The organism is Rhodoferax potami (assembly GCF_032193805.1).
Taxonomy (GTDB): Bacteria; Pseudomonadota; Gammaproteobacteria; order Burkholderiales; family Burkholderiaceae_C; genus Allorhodoferax; species Allorhodoferax potami_A.
Map to the genome: position 1 here is coordinate 1 of NZ_JAVBIK010000001.1, position 20,095 is coordinate 20,095.

Consider the following 20,095-nt stretch of genomic DNA (forward strand, 5'->3'; position numbering starts at 1 on the left):
GGTAACCGGTCACTGTCCGGCGTTATTGCCTACGTTACCAAACCGTGTAATGGTGAACGCAATGGATTCTCGGCGAAGTGCTGCTTCCATTGACGAGGCGTCAGTTCTGAAACTCTGGAGGCGGGGTGGTGGCCTACGCGTTGCAAGACATCAACCAGGTAGGTGTAGGGGTCAATGTCATGTAAACGGCATGTCACGATCAGGCTCTGCATGATGCCCGCGCGCTTGGCGCCCACCTCCGTCCAGCAGAATAACCAATTGCGCCTGCCCATTGGTATCGCGCGCAAGGCGCGTTCCAGATGGTTCGTATCCATGGCCACATCCGCATCGCCCAGAAACACCTGCAGTTGCGCGCGGCGCTCGCGTGCATAGGCCAATGCCTTGGTCAACGGATTGCTGGGCAGGAAGCCTTGCCGCTCGAACTGCAAATCCACCCATTCAAAGAAGTTCTGCACCAGCGGTTTGCTGTGGCTTAGACGGTGCTCTCGTTTGGCATCCCCGTAGAGGTCACGTTCACGAATGGCTTCTTCCTGGGCGTAAATCTCGCCAATTTGCTGCAGCGCCTGGCCAGCGGCCTGTGGCTCGGCCCCTAGAGCTTCAAAGAAGCCACGCCTGCAGTGCGCCCAGCATTGGGCATGCGTAATGCCGGTCTTGGCAGCGTAACGTGCATAGGCCTCATAGCCGTCAGTGAGCAACACGGCATCTGTGGCCCCTGGCAGCCCCAATGCCTGCTGTACGTGCTCGTGGCGGCGCGACTCGAAATAGGCAAAGCACACCTCATCGAGTTCGCCGTACACAGGCCAGAAGTAGGCCGCCTTCATCTTGCCGGGCCCACTGCGCCCGGCCTTGATGGGGGTCTCGTCCATTGCCTTGACCCGGCTGTTGCGGATCGACTCGAGCTGCGTGTCGTAAATCGGCTCCAGCAGGGAAATGGTCTTTTGCGCCAGTTGCGTCAGCCACGCCCGGCTGAGTTTGAAGCCCGCTTGGCTCAGGCGCTGGTGCTGCCGGTACAGCGGAATGTGCCAGGCAAACTTGTCAACAACAACGCCTGCGAGCAAGCTCACGTCAGCGCGGCTGCCCTCAATGATGCCTGTTGGCGCGCCCGCACAGTGCAGGGTTTGCGTGTCGTGGCGCTTGATGACAGAGCGCACATACTTCAGCACCACATAGGCACCGGGGCGCTGTGCCAAGCGGTGGCTGACCTTCTGGCTGACAACCTCGTACTGATCGGGCGAGAGGTCTTTGGTCTCGGGGTTGGCCAGCTCGATGGTGTGCACGGGCACCTTGGTTTCGTCAAAGAACGATGCGGGCGTGCCCTCGTCGGCAAAGTTGCTGCGGGGTTTGCGTCGCTGGTGTGCAGGGATGGTGTTGGAGTCGGAGTCGGCTTCGGGCGCATCAGTGGCAGGGAGGTCGCCCAGGAGTTGCCCCAGGTGCATTTGCTGCGCATCGGGCAAGGGTGCAAAGCGCTCGCTCTTCTTGCCAAAGAGTTGGCGTTTGAACCATTCGAGCTGCTGCTCCAGCGCGCTGATGCTGGCGGCCTGTGCTTGCAGTGTCTGCGCGATGCTCTGCGGCGACAGCCCCATGACCGTTTCGACGGTAAATGTGGGAGTGCTGGTATTGGGCATCGACATGGGCCTTATCTTGCGGCCTTTAGGGACAAAGCAAAAGAGTGCTTCTCCGGATTGAAAATGGGCACATCGTCACCTCCGCGCAGGGTGTTGGTAGCGTTTGTGGCGTCGGCGCACTTCGATGCCTTCGAGCATCAGTTTGAGCGCCGTGCAGTCGATCTCGCCACTGCCGCCTTGAACGCCTTTACGGGAGAACTTGCCGCTCTCCAAACGCTTGCACCACAGGCACCAGCCGCTGCGGTCAAAGTACAGCACCTTCATCTGTGTTTGCCGCCGGTTGATGAAAACAAACATGTGTCCGGCCAGCACATCCACTTCAAACCCCTGGCGTGCCAGAGCGTACGGTAATCCCCCCAATTTCCACCGGACCTAAAAGTAGAACGGTTATGCAGCCATGGCCAAGTGCTGCATTGGGGTGAAACCGCCCAGGGCCATATTCGGGCGGTCGTGATTGTAGGACCACATCCACTGCGTGGCGAAGTCCTGAACTTCTTCAATACTGGACCAGTAATACTGGGATAGCCATTCGTATCGAACAGTCCTGTTAAACCGTTCGACATAGGCATTCTGCTGTGGCTTGCCCGGCTGGATATATTCAAACCGGATGCCCCATTCCTCGGCCCAGTTCTGGATGGTGCCACTGATGTTCTCGGGCCCGTTGTCACATCGAATCACTTGCGGCTTGCCACGCCAGGAAATGATCTGCTTCAATGCTCGGATCACCCGCTCCGACGGCAGCGAGAAGTCCACCTCAATGCCCAGCGCCTCACGGTTGAAGTCGTCGATGACATTGAACAAGCGCAGGTTACGGCCGTCCTCCAGCTTGTCGTGCATGAAGTCCATCGACCAGACCTGATTGATGGCCTCTGGCACAGCCAAAGGCTCGGGCTTCTCACGCACCAAGCGCTTCCTAGGCTTGATACGTAGGTTCAACTCCAGCTCACGATAGATGCGGTACACGCGTTTATGGTTCCACCCGAAACTCTTCACATTGCGCAGATACAGGTAGCACAGGCCAAAGCCCCAGTTGCGGTGGTTGTCCGTCAGCCGCATCAACCAATCAGCGATGAGTTCATTCTCAGCGTTTTGCTTGGACTCGTAGCGGTAGCAGGATTCGCTGATTGAGAACACGGAACAGGCGACCCGTATGGCAAGCCCACGCTGCTGCACGACTTCTTTGGCCATCTCGCGCCGGCGAGACGGCAGGCTTACTTTTTTGCGAGGTACTCGTTGGCGATCTCGGCCTTGAGTTTCTCTTCCAGATACATCTTCTTAAGCCGCCGGTTCTCGTCTTCGAGTTCCTTCATGCGGGCCATCATGGATGTGTCCATGCCACCAAACTTGGCACGCCACTTGTAGAACGTGGCGGTGCTGATCCCCAACTCACGACAGATATCAGGAACCGGCAAACCGGCTTCAACACGCTTCAATGCAGCCATGATCTGGCTATCCGTAAATCTCGACTTCTTCACGTAGAACTTCCTTCTTAGAAAATTCTACTTCTCGGTCCTTTGGTTTATCGGGGGGATTACCAACGCCTCGTAGGAAAAGTTAGACAACAATCCCCCCTTGGATGATGAAATCCTGAAGGAGCTTCGCAGCTCTGATGTTGACCCTGAATAAGGGTAGCGCCTTACTTTCCAAGCCTTCGAAATATGTTTTAGCCCTTTGCTGATCGACGGTTGCTTTCAGATCGTCGAAGCGACCAAATTCGTTGAGATTGGCTGGCGTTACATGCGTGTTCATTAGTGCGACGAGTTTTGCTTTATTTACACCCACCAAAGCCACCAGCTTGTCGATTTGCACATTCTTGGCATGGGCTTGATAGACAGCCAAGTAGTCGCGGAAGGTTCGGTGCGTGTCTATCTGCACGTCGCCACGCTGAATGTCGTGCAGGAAAATCTCTGCGATTTTTTGCTCTTCTTGGGACAGCGATGAAAACGAGCGGTGCAACTCGGCCAAGGTGGCTTCTTTGGCTTGCACATCGCCACCTTGCAAGACTTTAAGATATTTGTCAAAGCGCGAGTTCATGTAGTCAGCATCTATCTTGCCGGTGTCAATCTCAGTAATGTGACTATCAATCTCGAACGGAATGCTCTCGCCACCACCGCCGCCCTCAGCTCCTGCGGAAAGTTCTTTGTAACGCTGCAAAAGAGTCAGGTATTGGTGCTGGGTCAGTGCAAGTGCTACCGTCTCGTTTGTCTCGTCGCCCTCATAAATCGCCTGCTCCCAATTGAATCCCTGAATCTTGGCTGCCTCCAGCACTTTGTTGAACTCTTGGAAGGTCTTAGCAAAGGCGGCGCGCTCGGTCAGGTCGTCTGGCAGCTTCATGAAATCTTGAATGCCTGCTGCGCTGAATATGGCGCTTATTTCCGCAAAGCTGGCATTCACGCGCTCCAAATTGTGGGGCAAGCGGTCAGCAAACAGGCCAATGGGTTTGTCGCCTGAATACAGCTTTACGGCAGCGGCTGTCACTTTTCACCACATACAGGCCAATTGGTTTTCGGCACATAGGAGCCAGAGCGTTTTCGGCACATATAGGCCATTTGGTTTTCGTCATATAGGAGCCAGCCGGGGGATTGGACGGGCATCTCGAACGCGACGTAACTGTCGTTACCTTCTGAATTTTTTGTTCAGGAGTAACGGATGGGTCGCAGAAAGATCGAGATGCATGAATACAGAAACGTTTTAATCAGACTACGCGCCGGTGACGGCGATCGCGAGATCGCGCGTCTGGGCCTTATGGGCCGGGTCAAGGTGGCGAGCTTTCGCGAACACGCCCGCAGCTTGGGCTGGTTGGAGGCTGAGCTGCCGCTGCCCGAACCCGAAGTTATTGCCCTGAGTCTGTGCGCAGCGGCCAAGCGCCCATCCAGCACGGTCTCCAAAGCCCACCCATGGCGCGAACAAGTGGCGCGCTGGATGGCTGCCGGGGTTGAGGGCGTAGCCATTCATGCCGCGTTGGTGCGCGAGCACCAGTTCTGCGGCAGCTACTCCTCTGTCTATCGCATCATGCGTGACATTGCCAAGGCACAGCCGCGTACCGATCTCACTGTGAGACTGAGCTTCAAGCCCGGCGAAGCCGCTCAGGTTGACTTTGGCGCGGGGCCATTTTTGGTGCATCCGGATGGACAGCGTAGGCGCACCTGGGCCTTTGTTATGACCTTGTGTCACAGCCGCCATCAGTATGTGGAATTCGTCTGGGACCAAACGGTGGCCACATGGCTGGGCTGCCACCGCCGTGCCTTTGAGTGGTTTGGCGGTGTGCCCGAGCGCGTGATCATCGACAACGCCAAGTGCGCCATCATCAAGGCTTGCCGATTTGACCCGCAGGTGCAGCGCTCCTATGCCGAGTGCGCTGAAGGTTATGAATTCAAGATTGACCCGTGCCCGCCGCACGATCCGCAGAAGAAGGGTATCGTGGAGTCGGGCGTCAAATACGTCAAGCGTAACTTCCTGTCTACCCGCGAATTCCGTGATCTGGCGGACCTTAATGCACAGGCGCAGGCGTGGGTATTGCAGGAAGCCGGTGTGCGCATTCACGGCACCACCCGCCAGCAGCCCATGGATTTGTTTGCGCTGGAGCGGGCCTTGCTCAAGCCGCTTCCACCGCAGGCGCCGGACTTGGGCGTTTGGCAGTGCGTGACGCTGCACCGCGACTGCCACGTCAAGTTTGACTACAAGCTGTATTCCGCCCCCTTTGCGCTGGTGGGCAAAGAGCTGTGGCTACGTGCCACCGATAACTGCGTGACTTTGTTTGATGACTACCGATTGGTGGCAACCCATGCGCGGGGACAGCGTCCCGGTGAACGCCTCACGACCAAAGACCACTTGCCACCCGAGGCACAACTCTTCTTTGCCCGTGACCGCGAGTGGCTGGGTACCCAAGCGCTGCAAATCGGACCGTACTGTCAGCAGGTTATTGACTGGCTACTGAGTGACCGGATTCTGGAGCGATTGCGCGCAGCTCAGGGTGTGATTGGTCTGGCAAAGACCTACAGCGCCCAGCGTGTTGAGCTCGCCTGCCGACGTGCCATGGCCCACAACAGTCCGTATTACCGCACTGTCAAGACCATCCTGAGCAGTAATTCCGACCGGCTACCGATGCCTGATCACAGCATCGTGCCTACCTATGCAAAGGCCCGGTTTGTCCGCGACGCCGCAAGCCTCTTCACCCCCGATACCCACAACCCGCAGCAGGATTTGCTGCATTAACTATCCAGGAGACCATCCCAAATGACACCCATCCCCGAACTCGTTCCACATCTCAAGCAGTTGCGCTTGTCCGGTATTCTGGATTCGCTGGACGCCAGAAACCGCCAGGCGATTGAATCGAAGTTGGCCTATACGGAGTTCCTGGCCATCCTGATGGGCGATGAAGTGGCCCGCCGGGAGCAGAACAGTTTCAGTACCCGCCTGCGCCGGGCCCAGTTCCGCTCCACCAAAACGCTGGAGCAGTTTGACTTCGAGCGGCTACCCCAACTCAACCGCGCGCTGGTGCATGACCTGGCCACCGGGCGCTACGTGCGGGAGTGTTCTCCGGTATTGATTGTTGGCCCTAGTGGAACCGGCAAGAGTCATCTTGCGCAGGCCTTGGGCCATTGTGCGATCCGTCAGGGCGTGGATGTGCTGTTTACCAACTGCTCGGCACTCACGCAGTCACTGCACGCCGCGCGCGCCACCAACGCCTACGAGCGCAAGCTGCAGACCTTGAGTCGCATTCCGGTACTCATCATTGATGACTTCGGACTCAAGCCTCTGCGTGCGCCGGCCGACGAAGACCTGCATGAACTCATTGCCGAGCGCTACGAGCGCACTGCCACCATCGTCACCAGCAATCTGGACTTTACTGAATGGGATCAGGCATTCCCAGTCAACCCGCTCTTGGCATCCGCAACCTTGGACCGCTTACGTCACAACGCATACTGCCTGGTGCTTGATGGCCAGTCCTATCGGGCGCCACGCCAGATGCCGACCACCATGCCGACAAAAACAAAGAATTCAACGCAACAAAAAGACGTCAAATAAAGGCAAAATCCATACCCGAGTGATGTCCGTCAGACACCCTCCGGCTGGTCTCTATATGCCGAAAATCACTGGCTCCTATATGCCGCAAAGTGACAGCGGCCACGTTGCGCTTCATGGTATGCGGCTTGCGGTAGTAGCGAATGGTGCCAAACGGCTTGTCTGGCCCAAAGAGGCGGTTCGTGCGCGAAAACGCCTGAATGATGTTCTCATACGTCAAGAGCTTGTCGAGGTAGAGCGTGTTCACCCACTTCGAATCGAAGCCGGTGAGCATCTGGTTCACAACAATCAGCAGGTCTAGCCTCTTGTGTGGCTCGGCCTCGATGCGAATGTAGGGCACCTTGTGCGCAAGGCGCGCGGCAAGGTCTTGCTTGAAATTGGCATGGCTGCCCAGGTCAAACTTTTGGCCATACGCTTGGTTGTAGTCTTGCAAAATCTCCACCAGGCCATTGGTTTTAAACACCGGATCGCCACCACCGTCTTCATCGCTGATATGCGGATCAAACAGCGCGGTGATGTTTAACTGCGGGCACTTCACCTTTATCAGACGGTAGTAGGCAATAGCCTCCGACACACTGCTGGTGGCAAAAATTGCGTGGAACTTACTGCCTTGGCTCAGGGTGAGCCAATTGTCGGCAATGTCTTGCACCACGGCGTTGTGGTGCCCGGCGAGGCTGTATTGGGTGTTGGGCAAGTGGTCTTCTATGCCGGGTTGATAAAGGCCAGCACCATCCCGGTGCCCCGCCATGGGCACATCGTTCATGTAACTATTGAAAACCGCTTTCTTTTTGGCATTTGCAAAGGCTTCCGCTGGATTTGCAGCTTTGGCTTTACTCAGCGCGACAGCCTGTCGCAAATCGCGGTCGCGGTAGGTCAGCACTTGGTAGGGGTCAAAGCCCAGTACGTTTTTGTCGCGTATACCGTCGGCAATGCTGTAGCGGTGCAACTCATCGCCAAAGACATCGGTGGTGGTGTTGTCCTTGCGCACGTTCTCCCGCTGGATGGGTGTGCCGCTGAAACCGAAAAACACCGCGCCCGAAAAGCTCTCTTTGATATCAATGAGCATGTCGCCAAAGGTATTGCGGTGGCATTCATCAATGATGAACACAATGCGCTTGGCGCGCATGGTTTCCAGATCATGCGCTTTGAGGCCATCCTCCTCGTCCTTGAGCTTGCTCATCTTTTGGATGGAGCTAACGATCAGGGTGTCAGCGGGGTCCGTGCTCTTGAGCTTCTTGATGAGCATGGCGGTGTATTCCGTGGCCTGCACCGCATTGCCATCGCCTGCGAAGCTGCGGTAGGCCTGCAGCGTTTGGGTGCCTAGCTCTACGCGGTCCAGCAAAAAGACGACCTTGTCTGCGTCCTTGGAGTTGGCGATGAGCTGCGCTGACTTGAAACTTGTCATCGTCTTGCCCGAGCCGGTGGTGTGCCAGATGTAGCCGCCCAGGCGGTTGGGGTTTTTCCAATCTGTCTTGGCCACTTTGTCTGAAATGGCGTGCGCAGCGTAGTACTGGTAGCTGCGCATCACCTTGAGCACGCCGTCTGACTCATCAGCCACCGTGTAAAAGCCAATGAGCTGGTGCGCCATGGGGATGGACAGCACGCTTGCCGTAAAGCTCTTCCAGTCGTTGACAGGCTCGTTGTTGAAGTCCGCCCAGTGAAAGGCGTAGTCTTTGTTGAACTTGCCATCTGGCCCTGGGTTCGCAAAGTAAAGCGCCTCGGCGGGCTCCATGGCCACGAATATCTGGATGAGCGAAAAAATGCCCGTAAAAATACCCTCGCGCGAATATTTTTGTATCTGGTTGTAGGCCTGGCTAACCGCCACGCCGCTTTTCTTGAGCTCAATGTGAATCACCGGCATGCCACTGATGAGGAGCACCAGGTCGCCCCGCCGGTCATTGAGCAGCGGCGAGCCCCGAGCATGGCGTGGCTGCTGCACTATTTGGTAGCGGCTTTGCCCGGCGGCTATCTCGTGACGGTCGTAAATTTTTAGGCTCACCTCTTTGCCAAAGTGCAGTGCATCGTAACCGGTCACTGTCCGGCGTTATTGCCTACGTTACCAAACCGTGTAATGGTGAACGCAATGGATTCTCGGCGAAGTGCTGCTTCCATTGACGAGGCGTCAGTTCTGAAACTCTGGAGGCGGGGTGGTGGCCTACGCGTTGCAAGACATCAACCAGGTAGGTGTAGGGGTCAATGTCATGTAAACGGCATGTCACGATCAGGCTCTGCATGATGCCCGCGCGCTTGGCGCCCACCTCCGTCCAGCAGAATAACCAATTGCGCCTGCCCATTGGTATCGCGCGCAAGGCGCGTTCCAGATGGTTCGTATCCATGGCCACATCCGCATCGCCCAGAAACACCTGCAGTTGCGCGCGGCGCTCGCGTGCATAGGCCAATGCCTTGGTCAACGGATTGCTGGGCAGGAAGCCTTGCCGCTCGAACTGCAAATCCACCCATTCAAAGAAGTTCTGCACCAGCGGTTTGCTGTGGCTTAGACGGTGCTCTCGTTTGGCATCCCCGTAGAGGTCACGTTCACGAATGGCTTCTTCCTGGGCGTAAATCTCGCCAATTTGCTGCAGCGCCTGGCCAGCGGCCTGTGGCTCGGCCCCTAGAGCTTCAAAGAAGCCACGCCTGCAGTGCGCCCAGCATTGGGCATGCGTAATGCCGGTCTTGGCAGCGTAACGTGCATAGGCCTCATAGCCGTCAGTGAGCAACACGGCATCTGTGGCCCCTGGCAGCCCCAATGCCTGCTGTACGTGCTCGTGGCGGCGCGACTCGAAATAGGCAAAGCACACCTCATCGAGTTCGCCGTACACAGGCCAGAAGTAGGCCGCCTTCATCTTGCCGGGCCCACTGCGCCCGGCCTTGATGGGGGTCTCGTCCATTGCCTTGACCCGGCTGTTGCGGATCGACTCGAGCTGCGTGTCGTAAATCGGCTCCAGCAGGGAAATGGTCTTTTGCGCCAGTTGCGTCAGCCACGCCCGGCTGAGTTTGAAGCCCGCTTGGCTCAGGCGCTGGTGCTGCCGGTACAGCGGAATGTGCCAGGCAAACTTGTCAACAACAACGCCTGCGAGCAAGCTCACGTCAGCGCGGCTGCCCTCAATGATGCCTGTTGGCGCGCCCGCACAGTGCAGGGTTTGCGTGTCGTGGCGCTTGATGACAGAGCGCACATACTTCAGCACCACATAGGCACCGGGGCGCTGTGCCAAGCGGTGGCTGACCTTCTGGCTGACAACCTCGTACTGATCGGGCGAGAGGTCTTTGGTCTCGGGGTTGGCCAGCTCGATGGTGTGCACGGGCACCTTGGTTTCGTCAAAGAACGATGCGGGCGTGCCCTCGTCGGCAAAGTTGCTGCGGGGTTTGCGTCGCTGGTGTGCAGGGATGGTGTTGGAGTCGGAGTCGGCTTCGGGCGCATCAGTGGCAGGGAGGTCGCCCAGGAGTTGCCCCAGGTGCATTTGCTGCGCATCGGGCAAGGGTGCAAAGCGCTCGCTCTTCTTGCCAAAGAGTTGGCGTTTGAACCATTCGAGCTGCTGCTCCAGCGCGCTGATGCTGGCGGCCTGTGCTTGCAGTGTCTGCGCGATGCTCTGCGGCGACAGCCCCATGACCGTTTCGACGGTAAATGTGGGAGTGCTGGTATTGGGCATCGACATGGGCCTTATCTTGCGGCCTTTAGGGACAAAGCAAAAGAGTGCTTCTCCGGATTGAAAATGGGCACATCGTCACCTCCGCGCAGGGTGTTGGTAGCGTTTGTGGCGTCGGCGCACTTCGATGCCTTCGAGCATCAGTTTGAGCGCCGTGCAGTCGATCTCGCCACTGCCGCCTTGAACGCCTTTACGGGAGAACTTGCCGCTCTCCAAACGCTTGCACCACAGGCACCAGCCGCTGCGGTCAAAGTACAGCACCTTCATCTGTGTTTGCCGCCGGTTGATGAAAACAAACATGTGTCCGGCCAGCACATCCACTTCAAACCCCTGGCGTGCCAGAGCGTACAAGCCGTCGTAGGACTGGCGCATATCGGCAGCTTGGCCATACAGGAACACGCGAATGCGGCCCTCGGGAAAGAACATTACCGGCGTACCAGATGCAAACTCATGCCCGAGCCGAGTTCGATGCGTAACTCCATGGCTCCATTGCCGCTGCCGTGCACTCCAGCAAGGTCGCCCAGATCAACGAACGCCGCCTTCGGCACGGTGGTGGGGGCTACCTTGTTCGTTCGCAGCGGGGACGCGATTCCCCTCTGTTTATTCCTAAGCGTGCGTCGGCGAGCAAGGCTGCTGCGACTGATGCCTTCGCGGCTGCAAAATTCATCTATCGTCAATCCAGCGCGGTCAAAACGATCCAGTACCTCAGCCCAAGTCTGTTCACTCAACACTGCACGCCTGAGCACGCTCTGCGTCTCTTCCATATCCGACCCCGTCCTGTTTGTTGATCAGGGCGCATTCTTTGGTACCTGCAATCAGTTCGCAAGAACGCCGGACAGTGACCGGTTACTGGCGCGCGTTCTTTACGGTGGCGTCATTGAGTCTTTTGTTGCCATGGATGAGTGGCAAGGCAGTGTTTCGCAACACCTTGACGGCGGGCCGCAGCTTTTGGCTCAGCGCAGTGTGTTGGAGCGTCATGTTCACCGCCTTTATGGTGGCTCTCACACTCACCACTGTGGGGAACGTGCTGGTGACCATGTCCATGGGGCCGCTCCTGACAGCGATCATTGCGCGAGTCTTCATCGGTCATACGATTCCGAAACGCACGTGGGTGGCCGTGTGGGTTGCGGGCGCAGGCATTGTGTACATGTACGCCTCGCAGCTCGGGAGCGTGTCCCTGGCCGGTACCTTGGTCGCCTTGTGTGTGCCGCTAGCCGGCGCCACCAATTGGACGGTGACCCAACATGCCCACGATCAAGGTCACGATGTGGACCTGATGCCGGCGGTGTGGGCAGGGGGCCTGATTTCCTGCGTGGCAACCCTTCCCTTGGCCTTGCCGTTGCAAGCGACTGGCCATGATGTCCTGTTGCTCGGCTTTCTGGGCGTGTTTCAACTGGCGGTGCCTTGTGTGTTGAGTGTGCGCTGTGCCCAGATTCTGAAGGCCCCTGAAATATCATTGCTGCAGCTGCTGGAGGTGATCTTCGGCATCCTGTTAGCGTGGTGGGGCGCGGGTGAAGAGCCGGGTGCTGCCGTGTTGACCGGAGGTGCACTGGTCATAGGTGCGCTGGTTGTCAATGAATGGATAGAATGGAGACAAAGAACATGACAGATTTTTCGCAGTGCGATGAGGTGTTGGCGGAGGTTCGCGGTGGCGTGGGCTTGGTGACTCTGAACCGGCCACGAGCCTTGAATGCATTGAGCTTGCCCATGGTGCGAGCGCTGACAGCGGCCTTGAAGCGCTGGAGCGACGACCCGTTGGTGCATGCGGTGGCTATACGCGGTATGGGCAAAGAGGGACCTTTTGGTGCGTTCTGTGCCGGTGGGGACATCCGTTTTTTCCATACCGCTGCTTTGTCCGGTGATCCTGCTCTCGAAGATTTTTTTACCGAAGAGTACGCGCTGAACCACTTGATTCACACCTACCCCAAGCCCTACATCGCTTTTATGGACGGAATCGTGATAGGTGGCGGCATGGGGGTGAGCCAAGGTGCTTCGCACCGTATCGTGACGGGGCGGACCAAGATGGCGATGCCGGAAACAGGTATTGGCCTCTTCCCCGATGTAGGTGGGGGCTACTTTTTAAGCCGTTGCCCGGGGCGTGTCGGTGAATGGTTGGCACTGACGGGTGAGCTGCTGGACGGCGAGGGTGCGGTTGCTGCCGGCCTCGCCGACGTGATGATGGAGTCTGCATCACTACCCTCCGCATGGGATGCACTGTCGCAGATCGATTGGCAGTCACCGGCCTCGTTGGGCAAATGGGTTGCTACGTTTTCTATAGCTACAAGCGCAGGTGCGATAAGCGCCAGGCCCCTGATTGATGCTATTTTTGCAGGTAAGGATGTGTCGACCATCGTTCAGGCTCTGGACTCAGATGGCTCAGAGTGGGCGCGGGCGACTCTCGCTACGCTGCACAAGCGCTCGCCATTGATGCTGCATGTGGTGCTGGAACAGATCCGCCGTGGGCGCGACATGAGTCTGGCTGACGAGCTGCGCATGGAGCGTGACATGGTCCGCCATTGCTTCACGACCCGCCATCTGGCGCGTAGCGGCGCAAGCAGTGAAACAGTGGAAGGCATTCGCGCCCTGGCGGTTGACAAAGACCACCACCCACGCTGGTCACCTGCTGCTATTGAAGAAGTAACACCGGAGATGGTCGAGCCGTTCTTTGATAGCCCTTGGCCTGCTGCGGCGCATCCCTTGCGCCATCTGGCCTGATGTTCTAAGGCTATCGTCGACAAGTCAGACCGGTAGCACAGCGACCGGTCTGGCCCCAGCAGGTGGTTGAAGCCTAGCGGTTGCGGTCTTTCATCGCACGTTCCACTTCCCGCTTGCCCTCGCGGTCTTTGATGGTGTCGCGCTTGTCGTGCTCAGCCTTGCCCTTGGCCAAGGCGATATCGCATTTGACTTTGCCGCTTTTCCAGTGCAAGTTGATGGGTACAAGGGTGTAGCCTTTTTGCTCCACCTTGCCCGTTAGTCGCTTGATCTCTTCTTTGTGCAGCAGCAGCTTTTTGGTACGAACCTTGTCCGGGCTTACGTGGCTTGAGGCTGTGTGCAAAGGGTTGATCTGCAGCCCGATGATGAACATTTCGCCGTCCCGGATCACCACGTAGCCGTCGGTGAGTTGCACTTTTCCCTCGCGCAGGGATTTCACTTCCCAACCTTCCAATACCAGTCCTGCCTCAAACCTCTCTTCAAAGAAATAGTTAAAAGCGGCTTTTTTGTTGTCAGCGATGCGCGATTGAGTTTCGGGTTTCTTGGCCATGAGGTGCAAATGGGGATAACGGGCAGGTTTGAAAGAGACGCATATGGGCTTGTCTACAATCCCGCGCAACCTCGCATTCTATGAAAACCGTTCACAAGTCCGTCCTTATTTGGTACAGCCCCGCAGAAATGTACGCTTTGGTGACTGATGTCGCTCAGTACCCACGCTTTTTGCCATGGTGTGACCATGCCCAAGTCTTAAGCCAAGAGGCGGGCGGAATGACGGCGGAGGTGGGTATTTCGTTCAGCGGAATCCGTCAGACTTTCGTGACCCAGAACAATCACACGCCCAATGAGCGTGTGGGAATGCAGTTGGTCAAAGGACCCTTTTCCAAATTGGAGGGGGAGTGGGTATTTGCCCCCGTGGGGGATGGAAGCCAGCGCGCTTGCAGGGTGAGTCTGGTACTGAACTATGGTTTTGATAGTGGAACACTGGCCAAGTTGGTAGGCCCGGTGTTTGACAAAATCGCGGCCAACTTGGTCGATGCGTTTGTCAAGCGTGCGCAGGAAGTCTATGGTGAATGACTCACCGGAAAGCTTGGTAGATCAGATCGAGGTGATGGTGGCATTGGCCGTAGCACCAAGACAAGTCTCAGAAATCAGAGTCAAGCTACCAAAAGGCTTAACAGCCGCAGGCGCTATTGCTGCAAGCGGCTTGCTCACTAATGTTCCCGATGCGCACGTTGACGCACTGGCCTTGGCGATTTGGGGTAAGAAAGTTGCGCCCACGCATGTGATGAGACAAGGTGACCGTCTAGAGCTGCTATCCCCCTTGAGGGTCGACCCCAAGGTTGCCCGACGAGAGCGGTTTGCTCGGCAGGGATCCAAATCGGCAGGTCTGTTTGCCCAAGACAGGGGAGCGCGGCCCCCCCGCCGCTGAAAACCGCTCGCGCTATTTGCAATCCGCGTCGATCACACCTTGGATGCGTTGCATTTCACTGGCCCGAGCCGCATCATCCAAAAATTCACGTTCACCAGCGGAATTGGCGCGTGCTAGGCGAATTCCGGATTCGAAGGTGGTTTTGGCTTGGCGTGCAAGTTTGCAGTTGTCCGCTTTTGCTTTGGCTACTTTTTCAGCCTCGGCTTTCTTTTGGGCCGCCTCTGCAGCTTCGGCTTGTTTCTTCTTTGCGTCCAGCGCTTTGTCCACGCCTGCATCCTTGGCGGCGGGTGCCACAGCACCATCCACTTTGGTTCCTTCCGGGGTGGTTTGTGCGTTGGAGTCTGAGGCAGGCGCTTTCGTGCCGGCCGGTCGTTTCAAGATGTTTTTCTCAGGCACTTCAGGCCCCGGAGCCCGATCGCTGAAAATTTTTCTGCCGTCTTTGTCCAGCCATTGCCACTGTGCTGTGGCCATCGAGGCTGCGAGTGCCAAGGGGAGCGCAACAAGAAATTTAGAGAAATGCATGGGGCCAGTTTAGCGTTTCTCGCGGAAAGAAGCTGTGTTGTCACGGGTACAATCCGTACTTTTGGAGCTTTGACATGCGCCTTCTCGGCAAAGCGCTGACCTTCGACGATGTGTTGTTGGTTCCAGCGTTCTCCCAAGTCCTTCCTAAGGACACCAGCCTCGCCACCCGTTTCTCCCGCAACATCGCACTGAACCTGCCACTGGTATCGGCTGCGATGGACACCGTCACCGAGGCGCGTCTTGCGATTGCAATCGCCCAAGAGGGCGGCATGGGCATCGTGCACAAAAACCTGACTGCCGCTGAGCAGGCTGCGCAGGTCTCCAAGGTCAAGCGCTATGAGTCTGGTCTGTTGCGTGACCCGGTGGTGATCACCCCAGATACAACAGTTCGCCAGGTCATTGCCCTCTCCGAGCAGCTCGGAGTTTCCGGCTTCCCGGTGTGCGATGGCGGCAAAGTCGTGGGTATCGTGACTGGCCGTGACCTTCGCTTCGAGACCCGCTATGACCAGCCAGTGCGCGAAATCATGACGCCTCGTGAGCGCTTGATCACCGTGCCTGACGGTACAACGCCTGAGGCAGCAAAGGCTCTGTTGAACAAACATAAGCTGGAACGTCTGCTGGTGGTAAATGAGGCCTTTGAGCTCAAAGGCTTGATCACCGTGAAAGACATCACCAAGCAACTCAATTTCCCGAACGCTGCGCGTGATGTGACCGGCCGCCTGCGGGTTGGTGCGGCAGTGGGCGTCGGTGAAGGTACCGAGGCCCGTGTGGAGGCCTTGGTTCAGGCGGGTGTCGACGCGATCGTGGTCGACACGGCGCACGGCCACAGCAAAGGTGTGATTGACCGTGTGCGTTGGGTCAAGCAAAACTTTCCGCAGGTGGATGTGGTGGGCGGGAACATTGCCACCGGCGCAGCAGCGCTGGCGCTGGTGGAGGCGGGTGCCGACGCCGTCAAGGTGGGTATCGGCCCTGGCTCGATTTGTACGACACGTATTGTGGCTGGTGTGGGTGTGCCCCAGATCATGGCTGTCGACAGCGTGGCCACTGCCTTGCGCGGCACAGGTGTTCCCTTGATCGCGGACGGCGGCATTCGCTACAGCGGTGATATCGCCAAGGCCATTGCAGCTGGTGCTGGAACCGTCATGATGGGCGGCATGTTCGCAGGTACCGAAGAGGCCCCTGGTGAAGTGATCTTGTATCAAGGTCGCAGCTATAAGAGCTACCGCGGAATGGGCAGTATCGGCGCGATGCAACAAGGCAGCGCGGATCGCTATTTCCAAGAGTCGAGCACTGGAAACCCTAACGCGGACAAGCTGGTACCCGAGGGCATCGAAGGTCGCGTTCCTTATAAAGGATCCATGGTGGCGATCGTGTTCCAGATGGCCGGTGGTATTCGCGCCAGCATGGGATATTGCGGATGCGCAACGATTGCAGAAATGCAAGAAAAAGCGGAGTTCGTCGAAATCACCACTGCGGGCATTCGTGAGAGCCACGTCCATGATGTGCAAATCACCAAAGAAGCACCGAATTACCGAGCCGATTGAACGTTAGCCGCCTATGCATCAAAAGATTCTGATTCTTGACTTCGGATCGCAAGTCACCCAGCTTATTGCTCGCCGAGTACGCGATGCCCACGTGTTTTGTGAAGTTCATCCCTGTGATGTTTCTGATGAGTGGGTACGAGCCTACGCTGCAGATGGCAACTTGAAGGGCATCATCTTGTCTGGTAGCCACGCCAGTGTCTATGAAGACGAGACGGACAAAGCCCCTGAAGCTGTCTTTAGCCTAGGCGTTCCCGTATTGGGCATTTGTTACGGTATGCAAACCATGGCGCAACAACTCGGCGGCAAAGTGGAAGCAGGGCGCACGCGGGAGTTTGGATCTGCACAGGTGCGTGCTCACGGCCACACCCGATTGCTGGATGGCTTGGAGGATCTTCGTACAGATGAGGGGCACGGCATCCTGGATGTCTGGATGAGCCACGGGGACAAAGTGACAGAGTTGCCCCCCGGCTTCTCTGTGATGGCTTCGAACGCAGCCTGCCCGATCGCGGGAATGGCTGACGAAGCACGTCGCTTTTACGCGGTTCAGTTCCATCCCGAGGTGACCCACACGAAAAAAGGGCAAGAGCTGCTTGAGCGATTCGTTTTGCAAATCTGTGGCACCAAGCCAGATTGGATCATGGGCGACTATATTGCCGAGGCGGTGCAAAGGATCCGTGAGCAGGTGGGTGATGAAGAGGTAATCCTCGGTTTGAGCGGAGGGGTTGACTCCTCCGTCGCTGCTGCACTCATCCATCGTGCGATCGGTGACCAACTGACCTGTGTGTTTGTGGACCACGGCCTGCTTCGCCTCAATGAAGGTGACATGGTCATGGAGATGTTCGTAGGGAAACTGCATGCGAAGGTCATTCGAGTGGATGCTTCCGAGCAGTTTTTGGGGCATTTGGCAGGTGTCAGCGATCCCGAAGCCAAGCGCAAGATCATCGGGCGCGAGTTCGTGGAGGTTTTTAAGGCCGAAGCCTCTAAGTTGACCGCGTCTGGTGCGTCGAAGGCGGGCGCCAAATGGCTCGCGCAAGGCACCATTTATCCGGACGTGATTGAATCCGGTGGTGCAAAGAGTAAGAAGGCCGTCACCATCAAGAGCCATCACAACGTGGGTGGACTGCCCGAACAACTGGGGCTGAAGCTTTTGGAGCCTTTGCGGGAGTTGTTCAAGGATGAAGTTCGTGAGCTCGGCGTCGCGCTAGGGTTGCCGGCAGATATGGTGTACCGCCATCCTTTTCCCGGGCCTGGCCTCGGTGTTCGTATTCTGGGTGCGGTCAACAAGGAATTCGCAGACCTTTTGCGGCGTGCCGATGCTATCTTTATCGAGGAGCTCCGTAACACGCCTTACACCGGGGGTAGTTTGGCCGGTGCGAATCCGCGTAAGCCTCCTAAGACGTGGTACGACGCCGTGTCTCAAGCGTTCACGGTGTTTTTGCCTGTGAAGAGTGTTGGTGTGATGGGCGATGGCCGGACATACGACTATGTCGTTGCACTTCGTGCGGTGCAAACGAGCGATTTCATGACCGCAGACTGGGCTGAGCTGCCGTACAGCTTGCTGAAGACAGTATCTGGGCGGATCATCAACGAAGTACGGGGTATCAACCGTGTGACTTATGACGTCAGCAGTAAACCCCCCGCAACTATTGAGTGGGAATAGCGTTACTAGTTAGATATGAGTGAGGCGCAAAAAGCTGAGGTAACGCTCCCGTTGCCTCAGCTTTTTTAATTTTTGAGCTACGGCGGCGTCAAATCAACATTCAATGGTTCACCATTATTCTTTGCTTGATGCACAATGTTTATATGAGTACTGGCAACTTGTTGGAACAGACCGTGGACACAGACGCCCTGCAGTTTTTAGACGATGAGGTGGCGGGAGACAGTGGTAAGCCACTTGTTTGGCGTCTGCTGGTTGTCGACGACGAACCTGATGTGCACAGAGCAACAACCTTTGCGCTGGCGGGCATCGAGATATTGGGACGTCAGTTGGAGTTTTTGCATGCCTACTCAGCAGCGGAAGCGGCCAGTATTCTCTCCACACAGTCTGATGTTGCGATTGTTTTGCTTGACGTGGTGATGGAGAGGGAAGACGCCGGTCTCGCCCTTGTCAAGACGATTCGCACTGAGCTTAACCTGACGGACCTTCGCATTATTCTGCGGACGGGACAGCCTGGTTACGCGCCAGAAATCGAAACGATTCACGACTACGACATCAACGACTACAAGACAAAGTCGGAGTTAACCCGTACCAAGCTGTATGCGACGGTAACTGCTGCACTGCGCGCGTACGAACAAATCCGCAAACTGGATGAAATGGCTTTTTACGATCGCCTTTCCTGTTTGCCAAACCGTAACAAGTTCATTGACCTCAGCGAAGCTCGACTTGCTTGTGCTGCTAGTTGCAACGAGATCATCGCGATACTGGACATCGATGACTTTTCAGAGATCAATGATGCCCTCGGTCACCAGCAGGGTGACAGGTTGCTTCAGTCTGTTGCAGATCGCCTCAAATTTGAGTTGGGCCCTGATGCTGTTTTAGCACGAATCGGAAGCGATACATTCGGGCTGATGGGGCCACATGACGTGGTCGATCCGATCAGGATTCTTGCGCTTTTCCGCCGTCCTTTTGTGGTTCAAGACGACGCCATGGTTGTCACCGCGACCATGGGATTGACAAGCCTGATGAGCGGAAGTACCTCCGGCAGAGACGCGTTGAAGGATGCGAACATAGCCCTAAAGCGCGCCAAGAAAAGTCGTCGTGGAGGATTCGTGATGTTCTCCGCCGAGATGGGCTCAGACATTCGCGAGCGGGTTCGGTTATTGCAAAGCCTGCGGAGCGCTGTGGAGAGCGAACGGCTTTTTATCGTTTATCAACCTCAAGTTGATCTGATCACAAACGCGGTCGTCGGTTTAGAGGCTCTTATACGTTGGCGTAACGAAGATGGAACTTTCGTTCCTCCCGACCGATTTATTCCTCTTGCAGAAGCTTCCGGAATGATTATCGCCATTGGAGATTGGGTGTTGAGGATGGCCTGCCATGAGTTGGTTAGGCTGCAGGGGCAGGGCGCGAAGGACATTCGGATGTCGGTCAACGTGTCCCAGATTCAATTTCGAAATCCTGAGTTCATCGATAAGCTGAAGTCAGCTCTGTCCGACACATCTATTCAACCCGAGTGTCTGGAACTGGAGATTACAGAGTCCGTTGCAATGGAAGATGCAGACTTCATGCTGGAGACCCTGCACAGTGTGCGCGAGCTAGGAATATCGATCGCCATTGATGATTTTGGAACCGGATATTCATCACTCAGTCAGTTACGACAGTTGCCCATCGATAGGTTGAAGATTGATAGGGCCTTTGTTTCGGAGTTGAGTGACGATGTGATGGGGGGCCATATTGCGTCGATGGTGATCGAGTTAGGCAGAAATTTGCAGTTAAAAGTTATTGCCGAAGGTATTGAATCCGAAGCACAAGCAGCGCGCTTAAAGCAGCTGGGTTGCCACGAAGGTCAAGGGTACTTGTATGCCAAGCCCATGACCTCAGTCTTGCTGAAAGACTGGCTGAAGGAGCGCGGGGCAATCGTTGGAATCTGATGA

The 20,095-nt window shown here is 56.6% G+C and carries 19 protein-coding genes; 9 read left to right on the forward strand and 10 right to left on the reverse strand.

Annotated features, from left to right (window positions below; translation table 11 throughout):
- Window positions 1–29 precede the first annotated feature (29 nt).
- The 4 genes from tnpC (RAE19_RS00005) to RAE19_RS00020 form a co-directional block, all read right to left on the reverse strand.
- Window positions 30–1,631 carry an IS66 family transposase gene (gene tnpC, locus RAE19_RS00005; RefSeq protein WP_313872998.1) on the reverse strand — a complete coding sequence of 534 codons (1,602 nt, stop codon included), beginning with the start codon at window positions 1,629–1,631 and terminating at the stop codon, window positions 30–32.
- 69 nt (window positions 1,632–1,700) lie between these two features.
- On the reverse strand, window positions 1,701–1,985 hold the full coding sequence (gene tnpB, locus RAE19_RS00010; RefSeq protein WP_313872999.1) for an IS66 family insertion sequence element accessory protein TnpB: 285 nt from the start codon (window positions 1,983–1,985) through the stop codon (window positions 1,701–1,703).
- A gap of 27 nt (window positions 1,986–2,012) precedes the next feature.
- Window positions 2,013–3,100, reverse strand: a protein-coding gene (locus RAE19_RS00015; RefSeq protein WP_313873000.1) for an IS3 family transposase whose coding sequence is annotated in 2 segments (ribosomal slippage) — window positions 2,013–2,839 and window positions 2,839–3,100 — 1,089 coding nt in all. Because the reading frame shifts where the segments join, the coding sequence is not laid out codon by codon here.
- A 79-nt stretch (window positions 3,101–3,179) separates the two neighbouring features.
- Complete coding sequence (locus tag RAE19_RS00020) at window positions 3,180–4,103, reverse strand: type I restriction endonuclease subunit R, EcoR124 family (RefSeq protein WP_313873001.1); 924 nt, start codon at window positions 4,101–4,103, stop codon at window positions 3,180–3,182.
- Window positions 4,104–4,295: 192 nt separating this feature from the next.
- Between RAE19_RS00020 and istA the strand changes: the two genes are divergently transcribed.
- Together istA and istB are read left to right on the forward strand one after the other, a co-directional pair.
- Window positions 4,296–5,840, forward strand: coding sequence for an IS21 family transposase (gene istA, locus RAE19_RS00025; protein WP_313876140.1), 1,545 nt, complete (start codon window positions 4,296–4,298; stop codon window positions 5,838–5,840).
- A gap of 21 nt (window positions 5,841–5,861) precedes the next feature.
- Complete coding sequence (gene istB / locus RAE19_RS00030) at window positions 5,862–6,653, forward strand: IS21-like element helper ATPase IstB (RefSeq protein WP_313873002.1); 792 nt, start codon at window positions 5,862–5,864, stop codon at window positions 6,651–6,653.
- Here istB and RAE19_RS00035 read toward each other — a convergent pair.
- The 4 genes from RAE19_RS00035 to RAE19_RS00050 all read right to left on the reverse strand — a co-directional run bounded on the left by RAE19_RS00035 (window position 6,646) and on the right by RAE19_RS00050 (window position 11,058).
- A complete protein-coding gene (locus RAE19_RS00035) occupies window positions 6,646–8,685 on the reverse strand; it encodes an HsdR family type I site-specific deoxyribonuclease (protein ID WP_313873003.1) in 2,040 nt (679 codons plus the stop codon). The two genes, istB and RAE19_RS00035, sit on opposite strands and share 8 nt — an antisense overlap.
- A gap of 16 nt (window positions 8,686–8,701) precedes the next feature.
- Window positions 8,702–10,303, reverse strand: a complete 1,602-nt coding sequence (tnpC, locus tag RAE19_RS00040; protein ID WP_313872998.1) for an IS66 family transposase — start codon at window positions 10,301–10,303, stop codon at window positions 8,702–8,704.
- 69 nt (window positions 10,304–10,372) lie between these two features.
- Entirely contained in the window at window positions 10,373–10,720 is a 348-nt protein-coding gene (tnpB, locus tag RAE19_RS00045; RefSeq protein ID WP_313873004.1) for an IS66 family insertion sequence element accessory protein TnpB, read from the reverse strand.
- Window positions 10,720–11,058, reverse strand: a complete 339-nt coding sequence (locus RAE19_RS00050) for a hypothetical protein (RefSeq protein ID WP_313873005.1) — start codon at window positions 11,056–11,058, stop codon at window positions 10,720–10,722. The genes tnpB (RAE19_RS00045) and RAE19_RS00050 overlap by 1 nt, the downstream gene beginning before the upstream one ends.
- Window positions 11,059–11,132: 74 nt before the next feature.
- On the opposite strand from RAE19_RS00050, the gene RAE19_RS00055 reads away from it, so the two are divergent.
- Window positions 11,133–11,900, forward strand: a complete 768-nt coding sequence (locus RAE19_RS00055) for a DMT family transporter (RefSeq protein WP_346432766.1) — start codon at window positions 11,133–11,135, stop codon at window positions 11,898–11,900.
- The gene (locus RAE19_RS00060) at window positions 11,897–13,009 is read left to right on the forward strand and encodes an enoyl-CoA hydratase/isomerase family protein (RefSeq protein WP_313873006.1); all 1,113 of its coding nucleotides are present in this window, start codon (window positions 11,897–11,899) and stop codon (window positions 13,007–13,009) included. The genes RAE19_RS00055 and RAE19_RS00060 overlap by 4 nt, the downstream gene beginning before the upstream one ends.
- 73 nt (window positions 13,010–13,082) lie before the next feature.
- Here RAE19_RS00060 and smpB read toward each other — a convergent pair whose 3' ends face one another.
- Window positions 13,083–13,556 (reverse strand): SsrA-binding protein SmpB, encoded by a 474-nt coding sequence (smpB, locus tag RAE19_RS00065; RefSeq protein ID WP_313873007.1) that lies wholly within the window; start codon window positions 13,554–13,556, stop codon window positions 13,083–13,085.
- 80 nt (window positions 13,557–13,636) lie between these two features.
- On the opposite strand from smpB, the gene RAE19_RS00070 reads away from it, so the two are divergent.
- Together RAE19_RS00070 and RAE19_RS00075 are read left to right on the forward strand one after the other, a co-directional pair.
- Entirely contained in the window at window positions 13,637–14,080 is a 444-nt protein-coding gene (locus tag RAE19_RS00070) for a type II toxin-antitoxin system RatA family toxin (protein ID WP_313873008.1), read from the forward strand.
- Between the two features lie 34 nt (window positions 14,081–14,114).
- Entirely contained in the window at window positions 14,115–14,435 is a 321-nt protein-coding gene (locus tag RAE19_RS00075; protein WP_313876142.1) for an RnfH family protein, read from the forward strand.
- 12 nt (window positions 14,436–14,447) lie between these two features.
- Here RAE19_RS00075 and RAE19_RS00080 read toward each other — a convergent pair whose 3' ends face one another.
- Window positions 14,448–14,957 carry a DUF4124 domain-containing protein gene (locus RAE19_RS00080; protein WP_313873009.1) on the reverse strand — a complete coding sequence of 170 codons (510 nt, stop codon included), beginning with the start codon at window positions 14,955–14,957 and terminating at the stop codon, window positions 14,448–14,450.
- Window positions 14,958–15,031: 74 nt separating this feature from the next.
- Between RAE19_RS00080 and guaB the strand changes: the two genes are divergently transcribed.
- The 3 genes from guaB to RAE19_RS00095 all read left to right on the forward strand — a co-directional run bounded on the left by guaB (window position 15,032) and on the right by RAE19_RS00095 (window position 20,092).
- Window positions 15,032–16,501, forward strand: coding sequence for an IMP dehydrogenase (guaB, locus tag RAE19_RS00085; protein WP_313873010.1), 1,470 nt, complete (start codon window positions 15,032–15,034; stop codon window positions 16,499–16,501).
- 13 nt (window positions 16,502–16,514) lie between these two features.
- Window positions 16,515–18,161, forward strand: coding sequence for a glutamine-hydrolyzing GMP synthase (guaA, locus tag RAE19_RS00090; RefSeq protein ID WP_313873011.1), 1,647 nt, complete (start codon window positions 16,515–16,517; stop codon window positions 18,159–18,161).
- 173 nt (window positions 18,162–18,334) lie between these two features.
- Window positions 18,335–20,092 carry a putative bifunctional diguanylate cyclase/phosphodiesterase gene (locus RAE19_RS00095; protein WP_313873012.1) on the forward strand — a complete coding sequence of 586 codons (1,758 nt, stop codon included), beginning with the start codon at window positions 18,335–18,337 and terminating at the stop codon, window positions 20,090–20,092.
- Window positions 20,093–20,095 lie beyond the last annotated feature (3 nt).